Here is a 26,097-nt window from a genome sequence, read left to right as displayed (position 1 = left end):
CGATGCCACGTCCTGCCGTTTCGTGCGGAAGGCGCGGCGACTGCCACGCGCGCTCGATAGACCGCGCCCCATCCAGCGGTTCGACGCCACGCCGTGCTGAGCACGGCGATCACGTCATCGTCGAGCATGATTACTGAATCGTCCCTGATCTCATCGAGGGTGAGCCAGGCATCCCGGAAGGATCACCCCAGGCTCATCATGGCGAACTATAAATACCCTCAGGAACTGGCGTGAGCGAGCGACCCGACTCGCCGTCGAAGCCCGCCGTGACCCCGACACCCGCACCGGCGCGCCATCAACCGGATCGCCGAGCAGACCGGCGTCCACAAGGAAGCCCTGCGGACCTGGGTGCGCAAAGCCGAAGACGACGAGCTCCCGACCGAGCCGGTCGATGCCGAAGCGCGCATCCGCCGTCCGGAGAAAGAGAACCGCGAACTACGGCAGTTGATGGAGATACTTCGCTCTGCCACAGTGTTTTTCGCGAAGGCGGAGTTCGTCCCCCGCAAGTGGGAGGTGGCCCCACGCCGACTGAAGTAATCGCCTGTGTTCATCGACGAACACAGGCACCGCTGGGGGATCGAACCGATCTGTCGCGTTCTGTCGGAGAACACCGGCCGGGAAGACGTCGAAGCGGCCACCGTGCAATGGGTGCATTGGTTCGATACCGAACGGGTCCACGGCATACTCGACTACCGCACCCCGACCGAGATCGAGACCGCCTGCTACGCACAACCACCGGCCGCACCTGCGGCCTGAGGACTGAACACACGCTCAGCCTCAACAAAACTCGGGACTTGACGATCCAGTGGAACAACCCGACCCGAGTGGTCGGACGATCAGCCATGCCAGCAGAGCGATCGTTACCGCACAACCATATTCACAGCAACGCGCTCAGCTGATCGGTGCATTCGGGCTAAGGAAACATCTCGTATCGTCGCCCGAGTTCCCGCAGGAAGGACTCGAGAACGAGGTCGAAGCTCTCGGCATCGATCTCGGCGGCGTACTCGCGAAGCCGATGCGCCTGCGACAGATGCGGATACCGCTCGTTGTAGGTGTCGATGTGATCGTCGAATCCGCCCGCGAACGAGGTGATCGCGGAACCGATGACGATGTACTTGATCGAGGCTCCGATCATCGTCGCGAAGCGGGGCGGCCAGCCGGCGCGGGTGAGGCCGCCGTGGATGGCGTCGGACGCCTGGAGGGAGACGGGCCGGGTGCCGGGACTCGAGGCGAGGAAGGGCACCATATTCGGGTGCGCGGCGAGCGCGTCGCGGTAGGTGCGAGCCCAGCGTCGGAGCGCTTCCTGCCAGTCGTCCTCGGCGAACCCGCTGACGTCGACCGATTCACCGATGGCGTCGGCGATGTCGTCGAGCAGTTCTTCCTTGGTGGCGTAGTGGCTGTACAGCGACGGGGCGCGAACACCCAGTTCGGCGGCGATCCGACGCATCGAGACGGCGTCGAGGCCGTGCTCGTCGACGAGTCGTAGCGTGACGTCGCGGATGAGCTCACGGCTGAGCAGAGGCGTGCGCGGGCGCGCCATCCATCGTCCTCCTTCCGGCCCGGCCTGGACGAGCTAACAATGTAAGGTTAGTTTGGAATCGCGAGAAGCGCTACGGCGCCGGCATCCCTGGAAGGTCCCTCCATGAACCTGAAGCTCACCGAGGAGGAGCGTGCGTTCCGCGACGAACTGCGCACCTTCTTCACCACCGAGATCCCCGCCGAAGTGCGTGCGAAGACCGCCTCCGGCACTCCGCTGGGCAAGGACGACTACGTCGCCGTCCAGCGCATCCTGCATTCGCGCGGCCTCGCCGTTCCCAACTGGCCCGTCGAATGGGGCGGTCAGGACTGGACGCCGATGCAGCGCAACATCTGGCTCAGCGAGCTGCAGCTCGCGTCGGTGCCCGACCCGCTGCCGTTCAACGCGTCCATGATCGGGCCGGTCATCGCACAGTTCGGCTCGCAGGAGATGAAGGAACGCTTCCTCCCCGCCACCGCCAACCTCGACATCTGGTGGTGCCAGGGCTTCTCCGAGCCCGAGGCCGGCTCCGATCTCGCGTCCCTCAAGACCCGCGCCGTCCGCGACGGTGACGACTACATCGTCAACGGTCAGAAGACGTGGACGACGCTCGCGCAGCACGCCGACTGGATCTTCTGCCTCGTCCGCACCGATCCGAACGCGAAGAAGCAGGCCGGCATCTCGATGCTGCTCTTCCCGATGGACACCCCGGGCGTCACCCTCCGTCCGATCAAACTGATCGACGGCGGCTACGAGGTCAACGAGGTCTTCTTCGAAGACGTGCGCGTTCCCGCCGAGAACCTCGTCGGCGAGGAGAACACCGGCTGGACGCAGGCGAAGTTCCTGCTCGGCAACGAGCGCACCGGCATCGCCCGGGTCGGCGCCACCAAGGTCAAGCTCGCGCGGGCGAAGTCCCTCGCGGCCGAGACCCGCTACGGCAGCGGCTCGCTGCTCGACGACCCGATCTTCGCGGCACGCCTGGCCGAACTCGAGAACGAGCTGCTCGCTCTCGAGCTCACCCAGCTACGCGTCGTCGCCGGCTCGGCCGACGGCAAGCCCAACCCGGCATCGTCGCTGCTCAAGATGCGCGGCTCCGAGTTGCAGCAGGCCGCGACCGAACTGCTCGTCGACATCGCCGGCCCCGATTCGCTGCCCGCCGGCGAGGCCGGTATCGACTCGCCCGACTGGGCGCAGCTGACGATGCCGACCTACCTCAACAACCGCAAGGTCACCATCTACGGCGGGTCGAACGAGGTTCAGCGTTCGATCATCGCTTCCTCGATTCTCGGACTGTGAGGCCCCGGACATGAACTTCGAACTCGACACCGAACAGGACATGCTCCGCGCGACCGTCCGCGACCTGCTCTCCGGCGCGTACGACGTCGAGTCGCGCAACCGGGTGGCCGAAGGTGACCTGGGCTGGAACCGCGACGTATGGAAGCAACTCGGCGAACTCGGCGTGCTCGGCCTGCCCTTCGCGGAGGAGCACGGCGGCATGGGAGCCGGACCGGTGGAGGTCATGGCCGTCATGACCGAGATCGGCCGCGCGCTCGCACCCGAGCCCGTGCTCGACTGCGTCTACCTGCCCGGCCGGCTCGTCGCCGAGGTCGGCACCGACGCGCAGCGCTCCGACATCCTGCCGCGACTGTCCGAGGGCACCGTGCTCCTCGCGTTCGCGCACGACGAGCCGGGCAGCCGCTGGCCGCACACCGAGGTGGCCACCACCGCGGCGCGCGACGGCGACTCCTGGACCGTCTCCGGTCGCAAGAATCCTGTGCTGCACGGTGATTGCGCCGACACCTTCATCGTCTCCGCGAAGCTCCCGGAGGGTGGCGTCGGACTGTTCGTCGTCGACGCATCGGCCGACGGTCTGGTCCGCACGCCGTACCGCACCCACGACGAGCGTCGCGGTGCGCAACTCGTGCTCGACGATGTTGCGGCGACCCCGCTCGGTGAGGCGGCCGACGCGTCCGCCGCCATCACCGCGGCGCAGGTGCACGCGCAGGCGGCACTGTGCGCCGAGGCGGTCGGTGCCCTCGACTCCTCGGTGCAGCTGACCACGAGCTACCTCAAGCAGCGCAAGCAGTTCGGTGTGCCGCTGTCGATGTTCCAGGCGCTCACCCACCGTGCGGCCGACATGTACGTGCTGTACGAGCTGGCGTCGAGCATGAGCCTGTACGCGACCATGGCCCTCGCCGACGGCATCGTCGACCCGACCATCGCCTCGCGCGCCAAGCTGCAGGTCGGCCGGTCCGCTCGGAAGATCGGCCAGGAGTCCGTGCAGATGCACGGCGGCATCGGTGTCACGGCCGAGCACTCCATCGGCCACTACCTGAGCCGCCTGACCGCGATCGAGCACACCCTCGGCACCATGGACGATCACCTGCGGGTGCTCGCCGGCGGTGTGAAGGACTACGAGCTCGTGGAGATCGCCGGAATGTGACCGATCGGGCTCACTCCCGGGGCAGCAGTGTCCCCAGCGGACCGAGATCGATGTTGAGATCCTCGGGGGTGAGCCCGAAATGGTCGCGCAGTTCGCCCATGCGCTGCTCGAGCAGCATCAGTGTCGTGCCGAGCCGTTCGATCTGCTCGTCGCTGAGATCCCCTGCATCCATGCGGTGCAGGGCCTGACGCTCCATCAGCTGCCGGAGCAGTTCGACGAGCGTGAGCACCAGCGTCACCAGACCCCGCTCCACGGATTCGGGATCGGCGTCGATACGCGACGGGAAGTTCACCGGCTCGCTCACGAACCCTCCCGGGCCCCACGGGGAACGGGGACGTCGACCCCGGGCAGCGACAGGGTACTGATCGACGAGATCAACGCGCGTAACGAGATCCGCACCAGATCGATCTCCGCGATCGACAGTGTGATGTCGCCGGTGATGACCACGCCGCCCGACAGCACCCGATCCAGCAGATCGATCAGAGCGATCCGCCGTTCCTCGTCCACCGATCCGTCGGCGTATCTCACGGCGAGATCCGTTCTGCTCCAGCGAACGAGTAGGGCGGCCACGGGCCGCTCGTCTCGAGCCTGATCCCCGGATTCAGGGACCCGAGTTCCTCCACCTCGGAATAGAATTCGTCCGCCCTGTCGTCGTCGACGAGATATGTCCCGTTGAGCAGCATCCACTCCTGGCTGCCGCTCAGTGCCGGATCGGTCGGCGCGCTCCGGCGACCCGCGGCCGACACACGCAGCAACCGATCGTGGATATCGGCGGCGCGTTCGGCCGCATCGCGTTCGATGCTCTCCTGCGTCGCCAGTTGCGCGCGGCGACGCAGCAGATAGGCCGTGCCCCTGCCGGAACCCGCACCCTCCGCATGCGCTTCCGCGGCGGCCGCGGTCAGCGCCTTGCGATCGGCGAACGCCTTGACCCCCCATTCGGTACGACCGGTCACGAGGGCGAGCGCAGACGCGAACTGCTCCCGGTGCTCGGTGAGCAGGGCCCGGACCCGTTCGTCGTCGAGGCAGACGGTCGCGAGTCGAAGGGGTACCACGGAGACGTGCCGTGCCAATCCGGCGACGACCGAATCATGGGCGCGGGCCACTCTTTCCAGCCAGTCCAGGTCCTCGAGATTGCGAGCCAGTGCGGCCTCGCCGAAATCGTCCAGGGGCACCGTTCCGACGACGGCGGTCAGTCCGCCCTCCTGCACCGTGCGGACCTGCTCGCCGGCGACGCCGGAGGCGCCCTCGGTCTCGTGGCCGACGAGCGTCCCGTCGGTCACGGCGTACATCCAGGTCCCGGTCGTGTCAGTCACGGTTCTCCTCGTCCACGATCTCCGCCGGTTCCGACTCCAGTTCCTCCGCTCGGGCCTCGAGTGCGGCCAACCGTTCGCGAAGCTGCCGGTTCTCCAATTCGAGTTCCACCCGGCTCGAATCGACCTCGGGTGAGCGAGCCTTGCTCGTCAACCACGGATCGCTCTCCCACCAGTCGATCCCGACGGCCTTGGCCGTCTCGAGCGATGCGATGACGAGGCGGAGCTTGATCGTGAGCAGTTCGATGTCGAGCAGATTCACCTGGATGTCGCCGGCGATGACCAACCCCTTGTCCAGGACACGTTCGAGGATGTCGCCGAGATTGGTCGACCGTCCTCCACCCCCGTAGGGCTGCGGCGACGACATGCCGCCTCCCCCACCGACCACCGTCATGACCCGGTCCTTGCGCCGATGTCGCTGCTGCCGCGTCCGTAACGCCGGGTCCGCCGGTACGCGAGCAGATCACCGTCCAGATCGACCTCCACCTCGTAGAGCGCGAGCATGTCGGCCGACGACGGAATCCGCCTGTCTTCCACGACCTCCACCTCGACGACCCATCCGTCCTCGGTGGGTTCGACGGAGGTGACCCCCTGAGCTTCCTTCGAGGTCAGTTCCTTCAGATGTGTGAGGGCCGCCGATGCGGCCTCGGCCGCCGAGATCGCGGGCGGGCCGGTGTCCTGCGCCACGGGATCACTCCTTTCCCCCGGCGGGGCCGGAGCCGCCCCGGGAGATCATGCGGTTCAGCACGGCCTGCTGCGCCTCGTCCTTCTCCTCGGGGGTCAGCTCACCCGCCTCCGCCGCCTCCTCGATCTGCTCGAGTTCGCGCCGCACGTTGGCGGGATCGTGCAGTTGCTGTTCGACCTGCTCCTGGATGATCTCTCCGAGCCACATCACTCCCCTGACGGGAGCGAGGGGCAGCGTGAGCAGGGAGGTCAGCAGACCCATCGTCAACCTCCTTCGCCGGGGTCGGATTTCGCCACGAAGTCGTAGGCCGCCATCGGGCCGAGCAACGAGATCTCGACCCGGTCCTCCCATTCCCGACCCAGTTCCTGCAGGGCCTGTTCGAGTTCGTCCTGCCGCTCGAGTTCGACGAGGACGGCGATGTGCACGGCATCCTGCTCGTGCGTGGGTTGCCGCTCGTTGACCATCGGGTCGAGCGACGACAGGGCCTCGACCGTGCGGCGCGTGTCCTCGTTCCGTTTGGCCTCGATCGCCGCGTTGATGATTTCCCCGAGCGCCATTCGCGCCTCGCGGGTCGCGTCCTCGGACTGCCCACGGATCTGCTCCCGCAACTGCGCCGCCTCGGAGTTCTCCTCGAGGATCTCCTGCAGGATCGCCCTCTCGTCGTACCGTCCCTTCACGACGAACTGTGCGAGACCGTCGAGTTGGTCGAGGGCCGAGGCGAGTTCGTCCTCGTTCCCCTCGAGCAATTCCGCGGCCACCGCGTCCCGGTCGGTGAGGACGGCACCGAATCTCAGCGGGAGCACGGGGGCGACCGTCACGGTCCCGTCGAGCAACGCGGCGTGCGCCTCGAGATCGTCCGGTGTGCCGAGAGCGCGATCGGTCGGGATCTCGCTCACCAGTGCAGCGATGCGACCGGACTTGACCACCGACACCTCGGCCGGCGGATTGCCCACCCCTTCCGCATGCTCCTCCGGTTCCACATCCGACGGGACGATGCCGTAGACGTAGACCGCAGTGGTCGTGGCGGTTTCGTCGCTGTCGCCCTGCTCGGGTCGTTCGGTCTGTTCGGTGGACATCAGTCCTCACCCCTGCGTGATCGTCGAGCGGGCTGCCGCTGCTCCTGGACGTCCCCGAGGAACTCGCTGACTTTCTCCCCCGCAGCCTCGAGCGCGCCCTTCGTCTTGTGCTTGGAACCGCCGGAGGTGATGTCGCCGACGAGATCCGGAAGGCCCTTCGGCTCGTTGTCGGAGATCTCGAGCCGGTTCACCGCTTCCGCGAAACGCAGATAGGTGTCGACACTGGCCACGACGACGCGGGCGTCGATGGTGAGCAGTTCGATACCGACGAGCGAGACACGCACGAACGCGTCGATGACGAGGCCTTTGTCGAGGATGGTGTCGATGACGTCGGCGAGGCCGGACGAGTTGGGACGGGCCATACCGCCCCCGCCGCCTCCACCGCCGCCCCCTGCAGGTTGGATGGTCATGACCGGGATCCTCTCGAGCGGGACGAGCGCGTACCGGTGCTCTTCGTCGCCCGGGTCCGCTTGGCGGGCGCACGTTTCCGAGGCGGTTCGGGCTCTTCCTCTTCGTCGTCGGGTTCTTCGTCGGAGGACTCGTCCTCCTCGGGATACTCGTCCTCGAGATCCTCCTCGTCCTCGGCCGACTCCTCGTCGCCTTCGTCCTCGGACGGCTCACTCTCCTCGAAATCCTCGTCCTCGTCGCGGATCTCGTCCTCGTCACCGGAGGCGTCGGTCTCCCACTCCTCGTCGTTCTCGCCGGTGTCCTCCTGCTCCTGCTCCTCTTCCTCCCGGCGCGCGGTCTCGTCGTCCTTGACGACCTCGCTGTCGCGGATCTCGCCGTGCCAGCCGACGACGTCGTCGGGATGCAACACGGCTTCGGTCATGACGTGGCGCCGGAAGTGCTTCAGTTCCAGGCGTGACCGGCGACCCACCGCCCGCCACAGATTCGCGGTGCGCTCGAACAGGCCCCGGGGGTGGTACTCGAGCACCAGGAGTATCCGGGTGAGATCCGGTGTGAGTTCATGGAAGGTCACCGCGCCGTCGATGTAACCTTTTCCTCCCTTGGAACGCCACACGATCCGTTCGAACGGCACCTGTTCGAGGATCGTGGACTCCCAGTTCCGACGCGACCAGAAAACCTTGCCCGTCCAATGGAGTTTCTCGTCCTGGACCTGCTCGACCTGTTCGACCTTCTTCATGAACTTCGGCCAGTCGGCGAATTGCGTCCACAGGTCGTAGGCCAGATCGACCGGCACCCCCACGTCGATGCTCTCGACGATGTTGGTGAGCTTGATCTTCTTGTTGCCGCCGCCGCCCCCCTGGCCCCCGCCGGTGACGGCCTCCTTGACGTCCTCGAACTTGTCCTTCGCGGTGTTCTTCAGATTCTCGAACCCCGAGCTCGCCGCCGCCTTCAGCGGCGACTCGCCCTGAGCGAGCTTGTCGACGCCGGTGAGCGCACTGGCCAGATTTCCGCCTTTGCCCTCGGAGTAATCCTGTAATCGTCCCGCCGTGCCGGTGACCCTGTCCGACAGGCTCGACAACGCATTCTGCGCGACGGTTCCTGCGAGGCCCTGCAACGACTGCTGCAGACCGCCGGTCAGTCCGCCCGTGGCCTTCCCTGCCGTGTCCGAGGCGGTGCGGCCCGCCTTACCGGCGGTATCGGTCGCGGTCTTCCCGGCCTTGCCCACCGCGTCGGCGACTCCGCCCGATACATCGCTCAACCTGGCCATCGCTCTCACCGCTTCGTTCGACGTACGGGCGCACGACCGGAGGAGGAGGACGACGCAGTGCTACGCGCTGCGCGCTTGCGCGGCTTCGGAGGTGCCTCCTCCGAGTCGTCCGGATCTTCGCTGTCGGCCGTCTTCTTGCTGCGGGACGTCCGCGGACGGGATGTGGCGCGGGCTGCACGGCGCCGCGGTGCGGGACGCTCGGGTTCCGGCTCCTCTTCGTCGCCCGAATTCTCCTCGCCCGAATCCTCCTCGCCCGAATCCTCTTCGTCGGAACCCTCTTCGTCCGTCTCGTCGTAATCCGGCTCCTCGTCCCGATTCCGGCTGCCGCGACGCCTGCTGCCGCGACTTTCCTCCTCGTCGCGTGATTCGTCGTATTCGTCCTCGTATTCGGCATCCTCGGGTTCCTCCGATCGCCCGCCACCGCTCGCACGGGACTGCAGACGTTCGTTGAGGGCGTCGATCCGGTTGCTGGCCGCGGTCACGGCAGCGGCACGAGCCGCATGCACGAGTTCTCCGCGAACGGATTCGGTGATCTTGCTGATCTCGGGAGACGAGCCGAGCATCGAGGCGCTGCGCTGCAGGAGTTCCTGCGGATTGCTGGGCAGTTTGCCGGTCATTCCGGCACCGGCGAGCATCATGGCCACCCGCATCTTCTTGGTACGGCCGAGGAAATATCCGATGCCCACACCGAGGGCGACTCGTGCTCCGGGTTTCATCACCGTTCTCCTTCGTATGCCGCGCGTCGTGTGGCGTGCTCGGAAGGGGCCGGGGAGGTCTCGGTACGGTACGCAGCCGATGCGCGTCTTTGTGTGATGCAAACCACAGTACGTCACTCGAGGCCTTGATTCGCGTGCTTCGTCGGCATGCGGATTCCGGAGTGAACGACGGGCTCGAAAAGTACCAATCAGTATGTTGTGCAACAGGATACGAGGCTTGCTACAGATCTCGACCGGCCGTCCGCGGGCATGCCAAAGAAAGGTTCTCGAGCCGGTAAGGATTCCGGAAACCGGAGGCTATCGCCGCAGATGCACCGGGGTGGCGATCCCTGTCGCCTGCAAAGCGAATGCTGCTTCCGGACCGATGATTTCGCCGACGAGTGCGAGGAAGCGGTCGACGAAGGCCGGCCCGTGGGCCCCCTCGGTGGCGTCGTCGGGATCCTGCGGATCGAGATGGTGCGCGAGTTCGTGCAACACCACCATCTCGCGGAACGCCCACGCGGTGTTCACCCGGTGCTCGGGAAGAGCGATCGTCGCGCAGTCGCGTTCGTAGTGTGCGGCCGCGTTGCCCGCACGGGCCCGCACGCGCACCGGCACGGCGGCGCGCTCCCACCGGGTGCGTACCCAGTCGAGGGCGAGCACGGCGTCGATGTAGTCCTGGACCGAGGCGATGGAGGCGAACCGTCTCTCCACCGGGAGCGTGACGTGGGAACCGGCTACCTCGACGGTCCGCAGACCGCGCTCGTCGGCGCGGTCGAGCATCTTCCGTACGATGGACTCCGCTTCGTACACAGCGGTTCTGCGGGTGTCGCGCACCTTGGTCACCGTTTCAGCCTCCTCGGAGCCGACGGCAGTTCGGGTGCCGTTCCCAGCCGGGCCGCGCGTCCGGCGCGGTCGCCCGCGCGCCGGGCATCGGCCGAGCGCGCCGACGGGGCCCGGTTTCCCCGCCAACTGCCCCGTGCCTGCGACGTACTGCGGTAGAAGTCCTGCAGTTCCAGACTCTTCCCACGCAACACCAACGCCGTACCGGGCGCGGATGTTTCCACCTCGCGTTCGATCTCCTGCTTCGCCTCGGCCAGCCGGGCGCCGATGCGGGCGGCAAACGCCGACTGGAAGTTCAGCCGGGCCGTCACCGCGGCAACGGGCTTGCGCACGCGTGTGCGCACACGGCGGCCACCGCGTTCCTCGACGACTGTGCGCACCGTGGTCTCGTTCCGGTAGGTGCCCTCGCGCAGATATGCGTCGGACGCCCGCACCATCTGCACGAGCAGGGAGGAGTACAGCGCCTCGCACACGTCGATGTCGTCGGCGAAGCCGTAGGCGTAGATGACGGTGGAGTTCGCGGTGATGTCGCACTGCACGTCGTTGGCCCCGGCGATCGCGATGAACAACTGGGCGTAGGTGCGCAGTCCCTTCTTGCCCGTCTCGCCGATGGTGATCAGTCGCTGCACGGGAGTCGCGCGGCGTTCCTTCGCCGCCGTGTGACTGCGCGCGACCGCCAGATCGATCGAGGAGGACGTCGCGAGCCGCTGCGCCGCGGCGAGGAAGGCGTCGGCCTCGTGAGGGTTGTCGGTGGACTCCGCCTGGCGGAGCAACCCGCCGATACGACTCAACATCTTGTCCGAACTCACCCAGCGAGCGTAGAGCTTGGCACCGACTCCGCCCACGAGACCGGGAACACGCACGAAGTTCCTGCGAAACCACCCGCGACCCACCAAGATCGTGCAGATGGACACTGCGGTCGATTTCGTCACCGATATCAACGACACGTTCTGGTATGCGGTGATCGCACTGCTCATCGGTTCGGGCCTGTACTACACGATCCGGTCCCGGTTCATCCAGATCCGGCTCCTGCCCGACATGCTGCGTTCCATCGTGGAGAAACCCGAGAGACAACCCAACGGAGAACCCGGCCTGTCCGCCTTCCGGGCCTTCTCCGTCTCGGCGGCCTCTCGCGTGGGAACGGGCAACGTCGCCGGTGTCGCGATCGCGATCAGCCTCGGTGGTCCCGGCGCGGTGTTCTGGATGTGGGCGATGGCTCTGGTCGGTGCAGCGACCGCTTTCCTCGAGTCCACGCTCGCCCAGCTGTACAAGGTGCGCGACGAGGACGGCAGCTTCCGCGGTGGCCCCGCCTACTACATGCAGTACGGGCTGCGGAAACGCTGGATGGGCATGATCTTCGCGGTCATCATCACGATCACCTACGGATTCGTGTTCAACGCGGTGCAGACCAACTCGATCGTCGACGCCGTCTCGATTTCCGTCGGCGAGAAGACCATGGCACTCCAGGTGATCGTGGGGCTGGCCGTCGCCCTCATCGTCGGCGCGGTGATCTTCGGCGGAATCCGCCGCATCTCCGGCGTCTCCCAGATCGTCGTGCCGGTCCTGGCGTTCGTCTACCTGGTCATCGGCATCATCGTCGTGGTCCTCAACATCGGCGAGGTTCCGACCGTCTTCCGCCTCATCGTCGAGAACGCCTTCGGTCTCGAGGAGGTCATCGGTGGTGGCTTCGGCGCTGCCTTCATGAACGGCATCCGCCGAGGTCTCTTCTCGAACGAGGCCGGCATGGGCTCGGCGCCCAACGCCGGCGCCGCCGCCGCGGTTTCCCACCCGGTCAAGCAGGGCCTGGTCCAGAGCCTCGGCGTCTACTTCGACACCCTGCTGGTCTGCTCGATCACGGCTTTCATCATCCTGCTGTCGGAACCCGAATTCGGCAGCGGTCTCGAGGGCGCCGCTCTGACGCAGAACGCGCTCGCGCTGCAACTCGGTGACTGGACGGTGCACTTCCTCGCCGTGCTGATCTTCTTCCTCGCGTTCACCTCGGTGATCGGCAACTACTACTACAGCGAATCCAACATGGAGTTCCTCACCGGATCGCGCCGCATTCTGCCCTACCTGCGCTCGGCGGTCGTGCTGTGCGTCTTCCTCGGGGCCATCGGCTCGCTGCCGCTGGTGTGGGCGCTGGCCGACCTCGCCATGGGAATCATGGCCACCGTCAACCTCATCGCCCTGATCCCGCTGTCGGGTATCGCCTACGCGTTGTTCCATCACTACAGCGCGCAACGCAAGCAGGGTCGCGACCCCGTCTTCCGCGCCGGTGACGTCCCGGGCCTCCGCGGAATCCAGGTGTGGAACGACGACGACGTCACGCCGGTCGAGAGCCGATCGAGCGACGCACGGTAGATTCCCCTACCGCACGAGCGTGTACCGCTTCGGAAAGGATCTTCGAGATGGCGTCGGTGACCTTCGACAAGGCCACGTGCCTGTTCCCCGGCTCGAGTACGCCTGCGGTCGACGCGCTCGACCTCGAGATCGAGGACGGCGAGTTCCTCGTCCTGGTCGGACCGTCGGGCTGCGGCAAGTCGACCTCGCTGCGCATGCTCGCAGGTCTCGAGGAGGTGCACAGCGGACGCATCCTCATCGGCGACCAGGACGTCACCGGGCAGGATCCGAAGGAACGCGACATCGCGATGGTGTTCCAGAACTACGCCCTCTACCCGCACATGTCGGTCGCGGAGAACATGGGCTTCGCGCTGAAACTGGCCAAGACACCGAAGAACGAGATCCGCGAACGGGTCGTCGAGGTCGCGAAGATGCTCGACCTCGAGCAGTTCCTCGACCGCAAACCCAAGGCGCTGTCCGGCGGTCAGCGTCAGCGCGTCGCGATGGGGCGGGCCATCGTCCGCCAGCCGCAGGTCTTCCTCATGGACGAGCCGCTGTCGAACCTCGACGCCAAACTCCGCGTGCAGACCCGCACGCAGATCGCACAGCTGCAGCGCCGCCTCGGCACCACCACCGTCTACGTCACCCACGACCAGGTCGAGGCCATGACGATGGGCGACCGCGTCGCTGTGCTCGAGAAGGGCATCCTGCAGCAGTGCGCGTCGCCGCGCGTGCTCTACAACAAGCCCGCGAACGTCTTCGTCGCCGGTTTCATGGGCTCGCCCGCGATGAACCTGTTCCGCCTCCCGGTCTTCGACCGCGGCGCGATGATCGGCGACACCCACGTACCGGTGCCGCGCGACGTGGTCGGCCAGGTCACCGAGAAGGAGGTCGTGCTCGGGATCCGGCCCGAACACCTCGAGATCTCGAACGAGGGTCTGGCCATGGATGTCGACGTGGTCGAGGAGCTCGGCTCGGAGGCCTACGTCTACGGCCGGGCCGACGTCGGCGGGATCGGCCAGCAGATCGTCGCCCGCAGCGACTGGCGCAACCCTCCGCAGAAGGGCGACCGGCTGTACCTGCGCTTCGACCCCGAGCATGTGCACGTCTTCGGAACGTCCGACGGGAAGCGGATCGGCTGATCACCGCTCCGGGATCGGTCTGCGGAGTCGACACTCGACCGATTCAGGATGGGCGGAATGCCGACTTTTACCGGTGCTGCGTGCCACAGTAGTGGCCGGTGTCGGTGCAGCTGGGTCACCGACGTGTGTTCTACGACCTCGAAATGGGGAGTTGTTGATGGTTCTGAATACGAAGGCGATGCGGAGGGCTGCGATCGCCGCTACGGCCGCGACCGCGCTCGTTCTCGCGGGCTGCTCGTCGGACAACGGTGGCGACGACACCTCGACCGGCGGCGAGGATACCGCTGCTTCCGGTGAGGGCCGCGGCCCGATCACGATCGTCGAGGGGCAGGATCCCCTGAACGCGGCGCTCGAGAGCATCATCGCCGACTGGAACGCCGAGCATCCCGACGAGCAGGTGACGTTCAAGCCGCTGGCCAAGGAGGCCAACGACCAGTACGACGACATCGCCCAGCGGATGCAGGCCCGCAGCGACGAATACGACCTCATCGCCGTGGACGTCACCAACACGGCGGAGTTCGCCGCGAACGGCTGGCTGCTCCCCCTCGAGGACGACCTGGCGATCGACACCGAGGGCCTGTTGCCCGCGACCGTCGAGTCGGGTACCTACAACGGCACCCTGTACGCCGCCCCGAAGAACACCAACGGCGCGTTCCTCTACTACCGCACCGACCTCGTCGACGAGGCCCCCGCGACCTGGGACGACCTGAAGGCCGAGTGCCCGAAGGCCGAGGAGGCGGGTATCGCCTGCTACATCGGTCAGTTCAAGAACTACGAGGGCCTGACGGTCAACGTCACCGAGATCGTCAACGCCTTCGGTGGCTCCTTCGTCGCCGAGGACGGCCTGACCCCGGCCGTCGACGACAAGACGGCCGAGGGCCTGCAGTTCATCGTCGACAACTTCGAGGACGGCATCATCCCGGCCGCCGCGCAGACCTACACCGAGGGCGAGTCGCAGACCGCCTTCGGCAACGGCGAGGCACTGTTCCTGCGCACGTGGCCCGGCTTCTACACCGACGGTGAGACCTCATCGGTCGCCGGCAACTACGGCATCGCCGTCCTGCCCGGCGTCGACGGCCCCGGCGTCTCGACGCTCGGCGGTTACAACGTCGGCATCAGCGCGTTCTCGGATGCTCCCGCCACCGCGCGCGACTTCCTCGAGTTCATGCAGACCCGCCAGGCGCAGATGTACTACGCGGAAGCGGGCGGCGCCCCGGTTCTCGCCGAGGTCTACGACGACGCCTCGATCCTCGAGCAGTACCCCTACTTCTCGACGCTGAAGGAGGCCCTCGAGGCCGCCAAGCCGCGTCCGGCGTCGCCGTACTACTCGGCCGTGTCGAAGGCGATCGCCGACAACGCCTACGCTGCGATCCGTGGCGAGAAGACCGTCCAGCAGGCGCTGGACGACACCCGGGCCGGCATCGAGACCGCCGGCAACTGATGCTCTAGGAGCAGTACATGGCTGACCCGCAGGTCGACACTCCCGCGGATCCGCCACACGCCCCCGCGGTCGGGACCGTCCCCGGTCCCGACCGCGGACGTGTCGGCGGACGTCACCGCGTGCCCGCACCTCCCGTCACGGCGGTGAAGAAGCGGCGCAAGATCCCGGTGTGGATGTTCGTCGCCCCGTCGATGCTCGTCCTGGCCGTGATCATCCTGTACCCGCTCGGACGAGCGGTGTGGATGTCGCTGCACGGTGACTCGAAGCGACTCGACCCCGAGACGGGCCGATTCGTCACCGGGGGTTTCGTGGGGATCGAGAACTATACGCGCTGGATCACCCAGACCTGCAACACCGCCACCGGTTCGATTCCGTGCCCTCCGGGCACCCTCGGCTCCCAGTTCTGGCAGTCGATCTTCAACACCTTCTTCTTCACCGTCGTCACGGTCTCGCTCGAGACGGTGATCGGTTTCGCGATGGCGATCGTGATGGCCAAGTCGTTCCGGGGTCGCGGCCTGCTGCGCGCCTCGGTGCTGGTGCCGTGGGCGATCCCCACCGCCGTCACCGCCAAGCTGTGGTTCTTCATCTTCGCCAACGACGGTGCCGCCAACAAACTGCTCGGCACCGACTACCTGTGGACCGCCGATCCGTGGCCCGCGCGCTTCGCGATCATCGTCGCCGACGTGTGGAAGACGGCACCGTTCATGGCGCTGCTCATCCTCGCCGGCCTGCAGATGATCCCGCAGGACGTCTACGAGGCCGCGAAGGTCGACGGTGCGAACGCCTGGCAGCGGTTCAAGATGATCACGCTGCCGCTGGTCAAGCCCGCCCTCATGGTGGCGATCCTCTTCCGCACCATGGACGCGCTGCGCATGTACGACCTGCCCGCGATCATGATGGGGTCCAATCCGGCGACGTCCACGATCTCGGTGCTCGTCGTCGACCAGATGCGTCAGGGTTCGAACTCCGCGTCCGCCCTGTCGACGATCACCTTCCTGCTCATCTTCGCCGTCGCCTTCGTGCTGGTGCGGTTCCTCGGCGCCAACGCGGTGAGTACGCAGGAGAAGCAGCGTAAGGGGGAGGTCGTATGACCGTCACCACCGAGATTCCTCGGAGCCGGCCGGAGCCGGAGCCCACGCCGGTGCAGACCCGCAAGGTGCCGTTCAAGCGCAGGATGAGCACGGTCGGCACCTATCTGGGTGTCGCGCTGATCGTCATGTGGGGCCTGGCCCCCTGCTATTGGATGATCGTCACGGCCCTGCGCGACCCGTCGGAGACGTTCAGCACGACCCTGTGGCCGTCGAACCCGACACTGCAGAACTTCGCCGACGCGCTCGACCCCGACGCCAAGGTCAACTTCTCGCGGGCGCTGCTCAACAGCGTCATCATCGCCGGCGCCACCACGGCGGTCGCGCTGCTGCTCGGCGTGTTCACCGCCTACGCCCTGTCGCGCTTCGAGTTCCGCGGTAAGTACTTCGTCACCGGCATCATCCTCGGCGCGTCGATGTTTCCGGTCGTCGCGCTCGTGACGCCGCTGTTCCAGCTGTTCACCGACATCGGCTGGATCGGCAAGTACCAGGCGCTGATCATCCCGAACATCTCGTTCGTGCTGCCGCTGACCGTCTACACGCTCACCTCGTTCTTCTCCGAACTGCCGTGGGAGCTCGAGGAGGCCGCCCGCATGGACGGCGCGACGCGCGGGCAGGCGTTCCGCCTGGTCATGCTGCCGCTCGCGGCACCTGCGCTGTTCACCACGGCGATCCTCGCCTTCATCGCGACCGTCAACGAGTACCTGCTGATGTCGCAGCTGTCGAGCGAGAGCACGGCCCCGGTGACGGTGGCGATGGCACGGTTCACCGGCACCGACCCGTACGTCACCCCGTACGCGTCGATCATGGCCGGCGGCACGCTCGTCATGGTGCCGCTCGTGGTGATGGTGCTGCTCTTCCAGCGACGCATCATCTCGGGTCTGACCGCGGGTGGCGTCAAGTCGTGAGGAAGGTTCCGCGCCGGAACCGACTCGAGATGCTGCTCGGCCTGCTCACGGTGTTCACGGTGATGGCCGTGATCTCCGCGGTCGCCGAGCTGACGTCGCCGCCACCCGGCATCGTGCCGTCCCTCGTGCTGCTCGCATTCGTCGTGATGTGGGGGTTCGCGTTCCGCGCGTGGCGCCGATCGGGCTGACCCTGTCGTGACGATGGCCCCGCCGTGACGTGAGAAGGAGCACCGTACCGGTGTTCCGGAGGCGTCTCGTGGTCGTTTCCGTACCATACGGTGGGCGGGAGACCCTCCCGTCCGGATTTTCGGTACCGAGAAAGTGGAACGAGTGACGAGCCCGACAAGGTCGACATCCTCGCGCGCCGCCGCGGCCGCAGCGAAGAAGCGCAGGGGACGCATCGTTCGCTACGCCGTACTCGTCGCGTTCGTTCTCGCCGTGCTCGTCCCGCTCGGGATCTTCGCCACCGCCTACTACTCGGCGGAGGTGCCGACCCCGGCGGACATGAAGACGAACCAGCTCGCGCGGGTCTACGCATCCGACGACGCCACCGAGATCACCCGGGTGGTCCCGCCGGAGGGCAACCGTGTCGAGGTCGGGATCGCGCAGATCCCCGAGCACGTCCGCAACGCCGTGCTGTCGGCGGAGGACCGCAACTTCTACAGCAACCCGGGCTTCTCGATCACCGGTTTCGCACGCGCAGCCCGCGACAACGTCATGGGCAAGGACACCGCCGGCGGCGGTTCCACGATCACGCAGCAGTACGTCAAGAACGTGCTCGTCGGCTCCGATCGCACGCTCGAACGCAAGATGCGCGAACTCGTCATCTCCACCAAGATGGCGCGGCAGTGGTCGAAGGACGAGATCCTCGAGGCGTACCTCAACACCATCTACTTCGGTCGCGGCGCCTACGGCATCGGCGCGGCGTCCCAGGCGTACTTCGGCAAGCCCGTCGAGGAACTGTCGGTCTCCGAGGGCGCCGTCCTGGCCGGGGTGATCCAGACACCGTCGTCGCTCGACCCCGAGTACAACCTGCCTGCCATCGAGGAGCGCTGGAACTACGTGCTCGACGGCATGGTCGAGATGAAGGTCCTCGACCCGGCCGAGCGGCCGGACCAGGTGTTCCCCCCGACGGTGCCGTCGGACACCCTCGTGCTGGCCACCGAGGCGACCGGACCGGAAGGTCACATCCGTACCCAGGTGCTGCGTGAGCTGTCCGCGGCGGGGATCAGCGAACAGGCCCTCAACACCGAAGGTCTGCGCATCACTACCACCATCGACCTGAAGACCCAGCAGGCGGCGATCGACGCCGCTCGGTCCACGCTGTCCGGCGAACCCGGGGAACTGCGCACCGCCGTGGTCTCGATCGATCCCCGCTCCGGTGCCGTGCGCGCCTACTACGGCGGTGAGGACGGTGCCGGTTTCGACTTCGCACAGGCCCCCGTCCAGACGGGTTCGGCGTTCAAGGTGTTCGGCCTGCTCGCCGCCCTCGACGACGGGATCGGCCTCAACGCGCGTTTCGACAGCTCCCCGCTCACGGTGGGCAATATCCGCATCGGCAACGTCGAGGGTGAGTCGTGCGGACGTTGCACGATCGCCGAGGCGCTCAAGCGGTCGCTGAACACGAGCTTCTACCGGCTCATGATGTCCATGTCGAACGGCCCGCAGAAGATCGCCGACGCCGCGCATGCGGCGGGGATCCCGCTGACGATCCCCGGGGTCGAGGGGCAGACGCTGAGCGAGAACGGCGGTCCGCCGGAGGGCGGCATCGTCCTCGGCCAGTACCAGGCACGGGTCATCGACATGGCTTCCGCCTACGCGACGATCGCCGCGTCCGGTGTCTTCCACGAGCCGTACTTCGTGCAGAAGGTCGTCACGGCCGACGGTGTCGTGCTCCTCGATCGTCCGCCGTCACCCGGCGAGCAGCGCTTCGACGCCGCGGTCGCCGACAACGCAACCCAGGCCATGATGCCGATCGCCGCATACTCGCGCGGGCACGCGCTCGCCGGTGGCCGGCCGTCGGCGTCGAAGACCGGCACCACGCAGCTCGGCGACACCGGGTTGAACAAGGACGCCTGGATGGTCGGGTACACGCCGTCGCTGTCGACGGCCGTGTGGATGGGCACCCCCGACGCCGGGGCGATCACCAACAGCTGGGGCGGGTCGATCTACGGTTCCGGACTGCCGTCGGACATCTGGAAGAGAACGATGGACGGCGCCCTCGAAGGCACGCCAGTCGAGAGCTTCCCGTGGCCGGCGTCGATCGGTGGTCAGGCGGGTGTCCCGAAGGACGCCGGCATCGAGGCCACCACCGCTCCCCCGGCGCCGACCTTCCAGCTGCCCGACCTGTCGAACCTGCCGCCGATCACGATTCCCGCGCCCCCGGTCGATCTGCCTGTCCCCGTGCCTTCGCAGATCGAGGTGTTCCCCGGCGTGACGATCCAGATCCCCGGCTTGTAGATCCGCACTCCACCCATCGAGGGGAGGTCGTGTGCGTGTTCCCGTCCGGGAACGCACACAACCTCCCCTTCGTCGTCGAGGCGGTTCGGGTCTACGGCCCGGCCAGCACCGTCGGCAGCAGCGCGGCCGAACAGTCGACGACCTCGTCGACGCTCGGTGTGCCTTCGCGGAACCGGTCGATGGCCAGCGACTCCACGAACGCCCACCACGCCCGCAGCCGCATGCGGGTGACGGGGGTGTCATCGCAGCCCAGCGCCGCGACGACCCGCTCGACCATGGTGTCGCGCATCGAGTCGTGGATGTCGCGGATCTGAGGGTCGGAGCCGACGCCGCTGTGGAAGAACGTCTGGTAGTTGTCGCCGTGGCGGTCGATGAACGACACGAACGGGTGCAGCACCGCCCGGAGGGGATCCTGCTCGTCCGGATCGGGATCCGCCGCGCGGAGCAACCGGCGTGATGCGGCGCCGACGACGGCGACGTAGAAGTCCTGCTTCGTGGGGAAGTAGCGGAACAGCAGGCCGCGGGAGATGCCGGCGATCTCGGCGACGCGATCGATCGACAGGGCGTGGATCGGGCGCGTCGACAGCTCCTGCAGCCCGATCGCCACGAGTTGCCGGCGACGTTCCTCGGGTGGCAGGCGACGCCGTCCTTTGGACGCCTCTTGTCGCGGGGTGCTCACACCGATAGCCTAACTGAGCATCGCTCAGTTACGACCGCCCGACCGGGCAGATTCCCGGTCGAACTCGACGGAAGGCACCCGATGGATTTCGCACAGTCCGAGCGCAGTCGCGACTATCTCGAACGCCTCCGAGCGTTCATCGTCGCCGAGGTCACGCCCGTCGAACAGCGACTGCGGGCCGAGCGACGCACCCCGGGCGAGGGACGACGCGACATCGACGCCGCCGAGAGGTGGGCCGTCTCCCCCGAATTCCGCGAGCTGCAGCGCAAGGCCCGCGCCGAGGGCCTGTGGAACCTCTTCCTGCCCGACGCCGAACTCGGTGCCGGACTGTCGAACATCGAATACGCCCCGCTCGCCGAGGAGATGGGCCGCTCACAGTTCGCCTCCGCGGTGTTCAACTGCGACGCCCCCGACACCGGCAACATGGAGGTCCTCTACCACTACGGCAGCGAGGCGCAGAAGGAACAGTGGCTGCGCCCGCTCCTCGACGGTGAGATCCGTTCGGCCTTCTGTATGACCGAACCCGAGGTCGCGTCGTCGGACGCGACGAACATGGCCGCGACCGCCGTGGTCGAGGGCGACGAGATCGTGCTCAACGGCCGTAAGTGGTGGAGCACCGGCGTCGGCCATCCCGACTGCAAGGTGCTCATCTTCATGGGCCTGACCGATCCGGAAGCCCACAAGTACCAGCGACATTCGATGGTCCTCGTGCCCTTCGACACCCCCGGCGTGAAGGTCGAACGCATGCTCCCGACGATGGGCTTCTTCGACGAGCCCGGCGGCCACGGCGAGGTGTCGTTCACCGACGTGCGACTGCCGCTCGATGCCGTCATCGCCGGTCCCGGAAGAGGATTCGAGATCGCCCAGGGCCGGCTCGGTCCCGGCCGCATCCACCACTGCATGCGCCTCGTCGGGCTGGCCGAGCACACCCTCGAACTCGCGTGTCGCCGCGGCCTCGAGCGCACCGCCTTCGGCAAGCCGATCATCAACCTCGGTGGCAACCGCGAACGCATCGCCGACGCCCGTATCGCGATCAACCAACTGCGGCTGCTCGTCCTGCACGCGGCCTGGCTGCTCGACACGCAGGGACTCGCCGGAGCGCGCTCGGCGGTCTCGGAGATCAAGGTCGTCGCACCGCGCGTCACCCAGCAGATCGTCGACTTCGCCATCCAGATCCACGGTGGTGGCGGCCTTTCCGACGACTTCCCCCTCGCCGGTGCGTGGACGGCGGCGCGAGCACTGCGTCTCGCCGACGGACCCGACGAGGTGCACCAGGGGCTCGTCGCCCGGTTCGAACTCGGCAAGTACGCGTGAGAGGGAGATCTCGACGATGACCACACTTCCCGACAACGCCCGCACCGTTCGCGAGGAAGACGCCTTCGACGTCGACGCGGTCGCGGCCTGGCTCGCCGAGCACGCCGGCATCACCGGAGTGCCGGAGGTCCGCCAGTTCTCCGGCGGCGCATCCAACCTGACCTACCTGCTGCGCTATCCGGATCGCGATCTCGTGCTGCGCCGGCCGCCGGCCGGGGCGAAGCCGTCGTCCGGTCACGACATGGCACGCGAGTACCGCATCCAGTCGATGCTCGCACCGGTCTACCCCTACGTGCCCACCATGATCGGCCTGTGCACCGATCACAACGTGCTCGGCAGCGACTTCTACGTCATGGACCGCGTTCCCGGAACCATCCTGCGGACGAATCCGCCCACGCAACTCGACCTCTCCGAAGCGGATACCCGCACCCTGTGCCTGCGCATCGTCGATCTGCTCGTCGAACTGCACGGCATCGATCCGGAGTCCGCAGGACTGTCCGAACTGGGTCGCGGATCCGGTTACGTCGCACGGCAGGTCGCGGGCTGGACGTCGCGCTACGCCAAGGCCCGCACCGACAACGTCCCCGACTTCGCCCGTGTCACCGAGTGGTTGGCGGCTCGGCAGCCGCAGGACGTCGCGCAGACCGTGATCCACGGCGACTTCCGGCTCGACAACATCGTCCTCGACGAGAACGATCCGCTGAATCCGGTCGCGGTCCTCGACTGGGAGCTGGCCACCATCGGCGACCCCCTGATGGACCTCGGCTCGTCGCTCGCCTACTGGGTCCAGGCGGACGACGACGACATGCTGCTGCTGACGAAGCGACAGCCGTCCGATCTCCCCGGCATGCTCACTCGTCAGGAGATCGTCGAATACTATTCCGAGCGAACCGGACTGCCGGTGTACGGTTGGGGATTCTACGAGGTGTTCGGACTGTTCCGCCTCGCCGTGATCGCCCAGCAGATCTACTACCGCTATCACCACGGCCACACCTCCAATCCTGCCTTCAAGGACTTCTGGATCGTGGTCGGCTATCTCGAATCCCGTTGCAGTGCATTGATCGATCGATACGAGAAGGAGAGCCGATGAGCCGCCCGCAGCGACGGAACATCCTCATCACCGGTGCGAGTTCCGGCCTCGGTGCCGGAATGGCGCGTGAATTCGCCGCGCGAGGAAGGAATCTCGCGCTCGCCGCTCGGCGCGTCGAACGGCTCGAGGAGCTGCGGGACGAACTGCTCGCCGCGTACCCGGGCATCACCGTGAGCGTGCGCGCTCTCGATGTGAACAAGCACGACGACGTGTTCACCGTCTTCCGCGAGTTCGACGAGGAGCTCGGTGGTCTCGATCGGGTGATCGTCAACGCCGGCCTCGGCAAGGGACAACCGCTCGGTACCGGCTACTTCCGCGCGAACGCCCAGACGGCGAACACCAACTTCCTCGGTGCACTGGCGCAGAGCGAAGCGGCCCTCGAGCTCATGCGGCCCCGTGGGCGCGGGCACGTCGTCCTCATCTCGTCCATGAGCGCGGTGCGGGGCATGCCGCGCAACCTGACGACCTACGCCGCGTCGAAGGCCGCCGTCGCCTCGCTCGGTGAGGGGATGCGGGCCGACCTCGCCGACACCGACATCTCGGTGAGCACGATCTTCCCGGGATACATCCGGTCGGAGATCAACGAGAAGGTGAAGAAGGTCCCGTTCATCGTCGACACCGAAACAGGTTGTCGCGCACTGGCGGCTGCGATCGAGAAGGAACCGGCCAAGGCGTACGTGCCGGGCTGGCCGTGGATTCCGCTCGGCTACGCGATGAAGGTGCTGCCGCTGTCGGTGATCCGGAAGATGGCGTAGGCGGGTCCGGAACCCACAGCGGCAACGGCGAAGGCCGCATCCCACGTGAGGGATGCGGCCTTCGCCGGAAATACTGCCGGAGAACGACTTACGCGTCGGCTCCGATGATGAACGCCTCGAGCTGGGCACGAGCGGAATCGTCGGCCATCTGGACCGGCGGGGACTTCATCAGGTATGCCGAAGCCGGGAGGATCGGGCCGCCGATGCCGCGGTCCTTGGCGATCTTCGCCGCGCGGATGGCGTCGATGATGATGCCGGCCGAGTTCGGAGAGTCCCAGACCTCGAGCTTGTACTCGAGGTTCAGCGGGGCGTCACCGAAGGCGCGACCCTCGAGGCGGACGTATGCCCACTTGCGGTCGTCGAGCCACTGCACGTAGTCGGAGGGGCCGATGTGCACGTCGCGGTCGTGGACCTTGCCGGCGAGGGGGCCGTTGAGGTTCGACGTGACGGCCTGGGTCTTGGAGACCTTCTTCGACTCCAGACGCTCGCGCTCGAGCATGTTCTTGAAGTCCATGTTGCCGCCGACGTTGAGCTGGTACGTGCGGTCGAGCACGACACCGCGGTCCTCGAACAGCTTTGCCATCACGCGGTGGGTGATGGTGGCGCCGACCTGCGATTTGATGTCGTCGCCGACGATCGGGACACCGGCGTCGGTGAACTTCTGCGCCCACTCGGGGTCGGAGGCGATGAACACGGGGAGAGCGTTGACGAAGGCGACGCCCGCGTCGATGGCGCACTGCGCGTAGAACTTGTCGGCCTCTTCGGAACCCACGGGGAGGTAGGAGACGAGAACGTCGACCTGGGCGTCCTTGAGCGCCTGAACCACGTCGACGGGCTCGGTGTCGGACAGCTCGATGGTCTCGGCGTAGTACTTGCCGATGCCGTCGAGCGTGTGGCCGCGCTGCACGGGCACGCCGAGCGGCGGCACATCGGCGATCTTGATGGTGTTGTTCTCGCTCGCGAGGATCGCCTCGGACAGGTCGAAGCCGACCTTCTTGGCATCCACGTCGAACGCGGCGACGAACTGGACGTCGCGCACGTGGTAGGGACCGAATTCGACGTGCATCAGGCCGGGGACGGTGGTCTCGGCGTCCGCATCCTTGTAGTACTCGACGCCCTGGACCAGGGAAGAGGCACAGTTCCCCACGCCCACAATGGCCACGCGCACCGCGGTGCTGTTCTCACCCATGGTCGGGTTCTCCTTCTTTGTTGCGTGCTGCTGACGACTGCTCGGCGGCGATGAGTTCGTTGAGCCAGCGCACTTCGCGCTCGCTGGACTCGAGGCCGAGCTGATGGAGCTGACGGGTGTAACGATCGAGTGTGCCGCTGGCCCGTCCGATCGCATCGCGGAGCGCTTCTCTGCGCTCCTCGACCTGGCGGCGCCTGCCTTCGAGAATTCGCATCCGCGCTTCGGCGGGAGTGCGACCGAAGAAGGCGAGGTGCACGCCGAATCCGTCATCGGTGTAGTTCTGCGGTCCCGTGTCGGCGACCAGCTCGGTGAAGCGTTCTCGACCCTTCGGGGTGAGCTGATAGACGCGGCGGGCACGTCGTTTCACGGGACCGGGAATTCCCGGATCCTCTTCGATGAGGCCGTCCGCCTGCATTCTCCGCAGAGTCGGATAGAGCGACCCGTAGGAGAAGGCGCGGAAGGCTCCGAGGAGCCCGGTCAGACGCTTGCGCAGCTCGTAGCCGTGCATGGGCGATTCGAGGAGGAGCCCGAGTATCGCCAGTTCCAGCACGGGTCACCTCCTGTTTCCGTTCGAACCAACCGATTGATACGACACGGAACTATATCGCGCCGATATATACGACGATACGCCCCATACGGTTCGTGTCACGTCCGGTTGCGGGCGGGCACCCTTCTCCGGACCCGATCGGACATGCGTCGGTGCCAACTCGACCACCCGTCTTCGATGTCCGGTGGGCCACTCCCCGCCCCTTGCCGCATCGCCCGCACGTACTCTGGAAGCCGTGCGAATTCAGCGGCAGGTGGTGGACTACGCGTTGCAGCGGCGCTCGCTGCTCGCAGAGGTCTACTCGGGGCGACGCGGAGTCAGCGAGGTCTGCGACGCGAGCCCCTATCTGCTGCGGGCGGCGAAATTTCACGGCCGGGGCAGCGATGTGATGTGCCCCATCTGCCGTAAGGAGCAGTTGACTCTTGTCTCGTGGGTCTTCGGCGACAAACTCGGTCCGGTGTCCGGGTCGGCGCGCACCCCCGAAGAGTTGGTGCGTCTGGCCGCCAGCCAGGAGGAATTCTCGGTTCACGTGGTCGAGGTGTGCCGCACCTGCAGCTGGAATCACCTGGTGCAGTCGTACGTCCTGGGATCGCAACCAGCACCCAAGAGCCCGCGTCGCCGGTCGACGGGATCGAGCCGTCGTACCGCCAGCGAGTGAAGGGGTACCGGCAACGTGCCCGTACGCTTTCTCGTGGAGTTCGCTCCTGGGTCCGACCCGCACGACCTGATCGTCGCGTCGTCCGCTGCGCACATCGTCGATCGACTGCCGTCCGTCGGCATCGCCGATCGGCTCTTCGTGGAGCAGTGTCGAGGCCGCGGCGTGATGCGTCGCGAGAACAGTTGGAGATGAGTACGTGAGTTCCCCCGACAACGAACCCGAGGACAACAAGGCCGTCCCGCC

Annotated in this window: 31 protein-coding genes; 15 read left to right on the top strand and 16 right to left on the bottom strand. The window is 66.8% G+C overall.

From position 1 onward, the window contains the following. Positions 1 to 294: 294 nt before the first annotated feature. Entirely contained in the window at positions 295 to 537 is a 243-nt protein-coding gene (locus AC6CID_RS08480; protein WP_082331778.1) for a transposase, read from the top strand. A gap of 376 nt (positions 538 to 913) precedes the next feature. Here the strand turns inward: AC6CID_RS08480 and AC6CID_RS08475 are convergent, their stop codons facing one another. Then, positions 914 to 1,540, bottom strand: coding sequence for a TetR/AcrR family transcriptional regulator (locus tag AC6CID_RS08475; protein ID WP_006550849.1), 627 nt, complete (start codon positions 1,538 to 1,540; stop codon positions 914 to 916). A gap of 102 nt (positions 1,541 to 1,642) precedes the next feature. Here AC6CID_RS08475 and AC6CID_RS08470 point away from each other — a divergent pair, with 102 nt between their 5' ends. Together AC6CID_RS08470 and AC6CID_RS08465 are read left to right on the top strand one after the other, a co-directional pair. Continuing rightward, positions 1,643 to 2,812 (top strand): acyl-CoA dehydrogenase family protein, encoded by a 1,170-nt coding sequence (locus tag AC6CID_RS08470; RefSeq protein ID WP_019290521.1) that lies wholly within the window; start codon positions 1,643 to 1,645, stop codon positions 2,810 to 2,812. A gap of 10 nt (positions 2,813 to 2,822) precedes the next feature. Beyond that, the gene (locus AC6CID_RS08465) at positions 2,823 to 3,959 is read left to right on the top strand and encodes an acyl-CoA dehydrogenase family protein (RefSeq protein WP_024102488.1); all 1,137 of its coding nucleotides are present in this window, start codon (positions 2,823 to 2,825) and stop codon (positions 3,957 to 3,959) included. 10 nt (positions 3,960 to 3,969) lie between these two features. Here AC6CID_RS08465 and AC6CID_RS08460 read toward each other — a convergent pair whose 3' ends face one another. From AC6CID_RS08460 to AC6CID_RS08405, 12 genes are all read right to left on the bottom strand, one after another. Continuing rightward, positions 3,970 to 4,263 carry a gas vesicle protein K gene (locus AC6CID_RS08460; RefSeq protein WP_016693994.1) on the bottom strand — a complete coding sequence of 98 codons (294 nt, stop codon included), beginning with the start codon at positions 4,261 to 4,263 and terminating at the stop codon, positions 3,970 to 3,972. Next, the gene (locus AC6CID_RS08455) at positions 4,260 to 4,487 is read right to left on the bottom strand and encodes a gas vesicle protein (protein ID WP_060652494.1); all 228 of its coding nucleotides are present in this window, start codon (positions 4,485 to 4,487) and stop codon (positions 4,260 to 4,262) included. Before AC6CID_RS08455 ends, AC6CID_RS08460 begins: the two co-directional genes overlap by 4 nt. Continuing rightward, a complete protein-coding gene (locus AC6CID_RS08450; RefSeq protein ID WP_498353826.1) occupies positions 4,484 to 5,272 on the bottom strand; it encodes a GvpL/GvpF family gas vesicle protein in 789 nt (262 codons plus the stop codon). The genes AC6CID_RS08455 and AC6CID_RS08450 overlap by 4 nt, the downstream gene beginning before the upstream one ends. Further along, positions 5,265 to 5,663 carry a gas vesicle protein GvpJ gene (gene gvpJ / locus AC6CID_RS08445; RefSeq protein ID WP_006550843.1) on the bottom strand — a complete coding sequence of 133 codons (399 nt, stop codon included), beginning with the start codon at positions 5,661 to 5,663 and terminating at the stop codon, positions 5,265 to 5,267. The genes AC6CID_RS08450 and gvpJ (AC6CID_RS08445) overlap by 8 nt, the downstream gene beginning before the upstream one ends. Continuing rightward, on the bottom strand, positions 5,660 to 5,956 hold the full coding sequence (gvpO, locus tag AC6CID_RS08440) for a gas vesicle protein GvpO (RefSeq protein WP_019290524.1): 297 nt from the start codon (positions 5,954 to 5,956) through the stop codon (positions 5,660 to 5,662). Before gvpO ends, gvpJ (AC6CID_RS08445) begins: the two co-directional genes overlap by 4 nt. Positions 5,957 to 5,960: 4 nt before the next feature. Continuing rightward, entirely contained in the window at positions 5,961 to 6,215 is a 255-nt protein-coding gene (locus tag AC6CID_RS08435; RefSeq protein ID WP_019290525.1) for a gas vesicle protein GvpG, read from the bottom strand. Positions 6,216 to 6,217: 2 nt separating this feature from the next. After that, the gene (locus AC6CID_RS08430) at positions 6,218 to 7,030 is read right to left on the bottom strand and encodes a GvpL/GvpF family gas vesicle protein (RefSeq protein ID WP_033098477.1); all 813 of its coding nucleotides are present in this window, start codon (positions 7,028 to 7,030) and stop codon (positions 6,218 to 6,220) included. Then, positions 7,030 to 7,440: a gas vesicle protein GvpJ gene (gene gvpJ / locus AC6CID_RS08425; protein WP_024102484.1), complete on the bottom strand. Its 411-nt coding sequence runs from the start codon at positions 7,438 to 7,440 to the stop codon at positions 7,030 to 7,032. The genes AC6CID_RS08430 and gvpJ (AC6CID_RS08425) overlap by 1 nt, the downstream gene beginning before the upstream one ends. Beyond that, on the bottom strand, positions 7,437 to 8,705 hold the full coding sequence (locus AC6CID_RS08420) for an SRPBCC family protein (RefSeq protein WP_498353825.1): 1,269 nt from the start codon (positions 8,703 to 8,705) through the stop codon (positions 7,437 to 7,439). Before AC6CID_RS08420 ends, gvpJ (AC6CID_RS08425) begins: the two co-directional genes overlap by 4 nt. A 5-nt stretch (positions 8,706 to 8,710) precedes the next feature. Then, a complete protein-coding gene (locus AC6CID_RS08415) occupies positions 8,711 to 9,421 on the bottom strand; it encodes a hypothetical protein (RefSeq protein ID WP_498353824.1) in 711 nt (236 codons plus the stop codon). 297 nt (positions 9,422 to 9,718) lie between these two features. Beyond that, a complete protein-coding gene (locus AC6CID_RS08410) occupies positions 9,719 to 10,246 on the bottom strand; it encodes a TIGR04338 family metallohydrolase (protein WP_498353823.1) in 528 nt (175 codons plus the stop codon). Then, positions 10,243 to 11,052 carry a DUF2786 domain-containing protein gene (locus AC6CID_RS08405; protein WP_498353822.1) on the bottom strand — a complete coding sequence of 270 codons (810 nt, stop codon included), beginning with the start codon at positions 11,050 to 11,052 and terminating at the stop codon, positions 10,243 to 10,245. Before AC6CID_RS08405 ends, AC6CID_RS08410 begins: the two co-directional genes overlap by 4 nt. A 97-nt stretch (positions 11,053 to 11,149) precedes the next feature. Between AC6CID_RS08405 and AC6CID_RS08400 the strand changes: the two genes are divergently transcribed. From AC6CID_RS08400 to AC6CID_RS08370, 7 genes are all read left to right on the top strand, one after another. Beyond that, positions 11,150 to 12,604 carry an alanine/glycine:cation symporter family protein gene (locus tag AC6CID_RS08400; protein WP_498353821.1) on the top strand — a complete coding sequence of 485 codons (1,455 nt, stop codon included), beginning with the start codon at positions 11,150 to 11,152 and terminating at the stop codon, positions 12,602 to 12,604. A 47-nt stretch (positions 12,605 to 12,651) separates the two neighbouring features. Next, positions 12,652 to 13,725, top strand: coding sequence for an ABC transporter ATP-binding protein (locus tag AC6CID_RS08395; protein ID WP_006550833.1), 1,074 nt, complete (start codon positions 12,652 to 12,654; stop codon positions 13,723 to 13,725). 157 nt (positions 13,726 to 13,882) lie between these two features. Further along, the gene (locus AC6CID_RS08390; protein WP_006550832.1) at positions 13,883 to 15,166 is read left to right on the top strand and encodes an ABC transporter substrate-binding protein; all 1,284 of its coding nucleotides are present in this window, start codon (positions 13,883 to 13,885) and stop codon (positions 15,164 to 15,166) included. Between the two features lie 17 nt (positions 15,167 to 15,183). Beyond that, positions 15,184 to 16,257, top strand: a complete 1,074-nt coding sequence (locus AC6CID_RS08385) for a carbohydrate ABC transporter permease (RefSeq protein WP_019290533.1) — start codon at positions 15,184 to 15,186, stop codon at positions 16,255 to 16,257. A gap of 83 nt (positions 16,258 to 16,340) precedes the next feature. Then, positions 16,341 to 17,162 (top strand): carbohydrate ABC transporter permease, encoded by an 822-nt coding sequence (locus tag AC6CID_RS08380; RefSeq protein WP_064256104.1) that lies wholly within the window; start codon positions 16,341 to 16,343, stop codon positions 17,160 to 17,162. Further along, positions 17,159 to 17,350 carry a hypothetical protein gene (locus AC6CID_RS08375; protein ID WP_498353820.1) on the top strand — a complete coding sequence of 64 codons (192 nt, stop codon included), beginning with the start codon at positions 17,159 to 17,161 and terminating at the stop codon, positions 17,348 to 17,350. The genes AC6CID_RS08380 and AC6CID_RS08375 overlap by 4 nt, the downstream gene beginning before the upstream one ends. A gap of 142 nt (positions 17,351 to 17,492) precedes the next feature. Continuing rightward, positions 17,493 to 19,622, top strand: coding sequence for a transglycosylase domain-containing protein (locus tag AC6CID_RS08370; protein ID WP_217579377.1), 2,130 nt, complete (start codon positions 17,493 to 17,495; stop codon positions 19,620 to 19,622). A 91-nt stretch (positions 19,623 to 19,713) separates the two neighbouring features. Here AC6CID_RS08370 and AC6CID_RS08365 read toward each other — a convergent pair whose 3' ends face one another. Beyond that, positions 19,714 to 20,301 carry a TetR/AcrR family transcriptional regulator gene (locus AC6CID_RS08365; RefSeq protein ID WP_024102478.1) on the bottom strand — a complete coding sequence of 196 codons (588 nt, stop codon included), beginning with the start codon at positions 20,299 to 20,301 and terminating at the stop codon, positions 19,714 to 19,716. Positions 20,302 to 20,382: 81 nt separating this feature from the next. Between AC6CID_RS08365 and AC6CID_RS08360 the strand changes: the two genes are divergently transcribed. From AC6CID_RS08360 to AC6CID_RS08350, 3 genes are read left to right on the top strand one after another with little or no spacing between them, the layout of a single operon-like run. Further along, positions 20,383 to 21,615, top strand: a complete 1,233-nt coding sequence (locus tag AC6CID_RS08360) for an acyl-CoA dehydrogenase family protein (RefSeq protein ID WP_006550825.1) — start codon at positions 20,383 to 20,385, stop codon at positions 21,613 to 21,615. A gap of 16 nt (positions 21,616 to 21,631) precedes the next feature. After that, complete coding sequence (locus AC6CID_RS08355) at positions 21,632 to 22,705, top strand: phosphotransferase family protein (protein ID WP_498353819.1); 1,074 nt, start codon at positions 21,632 to 21,634, stop codon at positions 22,703 to 22,705. Continuing rightward, positions 22,702 to 23,460: an SDR family oxidoreductase gene (locus tag AC6CID_RS08350; protein WP_006550823.1), complete on the top strand. Its 759-nt coding sequence runs from the start codon at positions 22,702 to 22,704 to the stop codon at positions 23,458 to 23,460. The genes AC6CID_RS08355 and AC6CID_RS08350 overlap by 4 nt, the downstream gene beginning before the upstream one ends. A gap of 88 nt (positions 23,461 to 23,548) precedes the next feature. On the opposite strand, the gene AC6CID_RS08345 is transcribed toward AC6CID_RS08350, so the two are convergent. Together AC6CID_RS08345 and AC6CID_RS08340 are read right to left on the bottom strand one after the other, a co-directional pair. Further along, complete coding sequence (locus tag AC6CID_RS08345) at positions 23,549 to 24,649, bottom strand: inositol-3-phosphate synthase (protein ID WP_006550822.1); 1,101 nt, start codon at positions 24,647 to 24,649, stop codon at positions 23,549 to 23,551. Beyond that, positions 24,642 to 25,199 carry a PadR family transcriptional regulator gene (locus AC6CID_RS08340; protein ID WP_006550821.1) on the bottom strand — a complete coding sequence of 186 codons (558 nt, stop codon included), beginning with the start codon at positions 25,197 to 25,199 and terminating at the stop codon, positions 24,642 to 24,644. Before AC6CID_RS08340 ends, AC6CID_RS08345 begins: the two co-directional genes overlap by 8 nt. A gap of 232 nt (positions 25,200 to 25,431) precedes the next feature. On the opposite strand from AC6CID_RS08340, the gene AC6CID_RS08335 reads away from it, so the two are divergent. Both AC6CID_RS08335 and AC6CID_RS08330 read left to right on the top strand, forming a co-directional pair. Continuing rightward, complete coding sequence (locus AC6CID_RS08335) at positions 25,432 to 25,854, top strand: DUF5318 domain-containing protein (protein WP_172414849.1); 423 nt, start codon at positions 25,432 to 25,434, stop codon at positions 25,852 to 25,854. A 15-nt stretch (positions 25,855 to 25,869) separates the two neighbouring features. After that, positions 25,870 to 26,046 carry a hypothetical protein gene (locus tag AC6CID_RS08330; protein ID WP_153811623.1) on the top strand — a complete coding sequence of 59 codons (177 nt, stop codon included), beginning with the start codon at positions 25,870 to 25,872 and terminating at the stop codon, positions 26,044 to 26,046. Positions 26,047 to 26,097: the final 51 nt, after the last annotated feature.

Source organism: Rhodococcus sp. GQ147 (assembly GCF_059759155.1).
This window is presented reverse-complemented; position numbering and strand designations above follow the sequence as displayed.

What these genes read in the sequence shown, in the direction of transcription:
- AC6CID_RS08475 (WP_006550849.1), bottom strand. Translation starts at nt 1,540, where the DNA reads ATGGCGCGCCCGCGCACGCCTCTGCTCAGCCGTGAGCTCATCCGCGAC.
- AC6CID_RS08470 (WP_019290521.1), top strand. Translation starts at nt 1,643, where the DNA reads ATGAACCTGAAGCTCACCGAGGAGGAGCGTGCGTTCCGCGACGAACTG.
- AC6CID_RS08465 (WP_024102488.1), top strand. Translation starts at nt 2,823, where the DNA reads ATGAACTTCGAACTCGACACCGAACAGGACATGCTCCGCGCGACCGTC.
- gvpJ (WP_006550843.1), bottom strand. Translation starts at nt 5,663, where the DNA reads ATGACGGTGGTCGGTGGGGGAGGCGGCATGTCGTCGCCGCAGCCCTAC.
- AC6CID_RS08435 (WP_019290525.1), bottom strand. Translation starts at nt 6,215, where the DNA reads ATGGGTCTGCTGACCTCCCTGCTCACGCTGCCCCTCGCTCCCGTCAGG.
- AC6CID_RS08430 (WP_033098477.1), bottom strand. Translation starts at nt 7,030, where the DNA reads ATGTCCACCGAACAGACCGAACGACCCGAGCAGGGCGACAGCGACGAA.
- gvpJ (WP_024102484.1), bottom strand. Translation starts at nt 7,440, where the DNA reads ATGACCATCCAACCTGCAGGGGGCGGCGGTGGAGGCGGCGGGGGCGGT.
- AC6CID_RS08420 (WP_498353825.1), bottom strand. Translation starts at nt 8,705, where the DNA reads ATGGCCAGGTTGAGCGATGTATCGGGCGGAGTCGCCGACGCGGTGGGC.
- AC6CID_RS08415 (WP_498353824.1), bottom strand. Translation starts at nt 9,421, where the DNA reads ATGAAACCCGGAGCACGAGTCGCCCTCGGTGTGGGCATCGGATATTTC.
- AC6CID_RS08400 (WP_498353821.1), top strand. Translation starts at nt 11,150, where the DNA reads ATGGACACTGCGGTCGATTTCGTCACCGATATCAACGACACGTTCTGG.
- AC6CID_RS08395 (WP_006550833.1), top strand. Translation starts at nt 12,652, where the DNA reads ATGGCGTCGGTGACCTTCGACAAGGCCACGTGCCTGTTCCCCGGCTCG.
- AC6CID_RS08390 (WP_006550832.1), top strand. Translation starts at nt 13,883, where the DNA reads ATGGTTCTGAATACGAAGGCGATGCGGAGGGCTGCGATCGCCGCTACG.
- AC6CID_RS08385 (WP_019290533.1), top strand. Translation starts at nt 15,184, where the DNA reads ATGGCTGACCCGCAGGTCGACACTCCCGCGGATCCGCCACACGCCCCC.
- AC6CID_RS08380 (WP_064256104.1), top strand. Translation starts at nt 16,341, where the DNA reads ATGAGCACGGTCGGCACCTATCTGGGTGTCGCGCTGATCGTCATGTGG.
- AC6CID_RS08360 (WP_006550825.1), top strand. Translation starts at nt 20,383, where the DNA reads ATGGATTTCGCACAGTCCGAGCGCAGTCGCGACTATCTCGAACGCCTC.
- AC6CID_RS08355 (WP_498353819.1), top strand. Translation starts at nt 21,632, where the DNA reads ATGACCACACTTCCCGACAACGCCCGCACCGTTCGCGAGGAAGACGCC.
- AC6CID_RS08350 (WP_006550823.1), top strand. Translation starts at nt 22,702, where the DNA reads ATGAGCCGCCCGCAGCGACGGAACATCCTCATCACCGGTGCGAGTTCC.
- AC6CID_RS08345 (WP_006550822.1), bottom strand. Translation starts at nt 24,649, where the DNA reads ATGGGTGAGAACAGCACCGCGGTGCGCGTGGCCATTGTGGGCGTGGGG.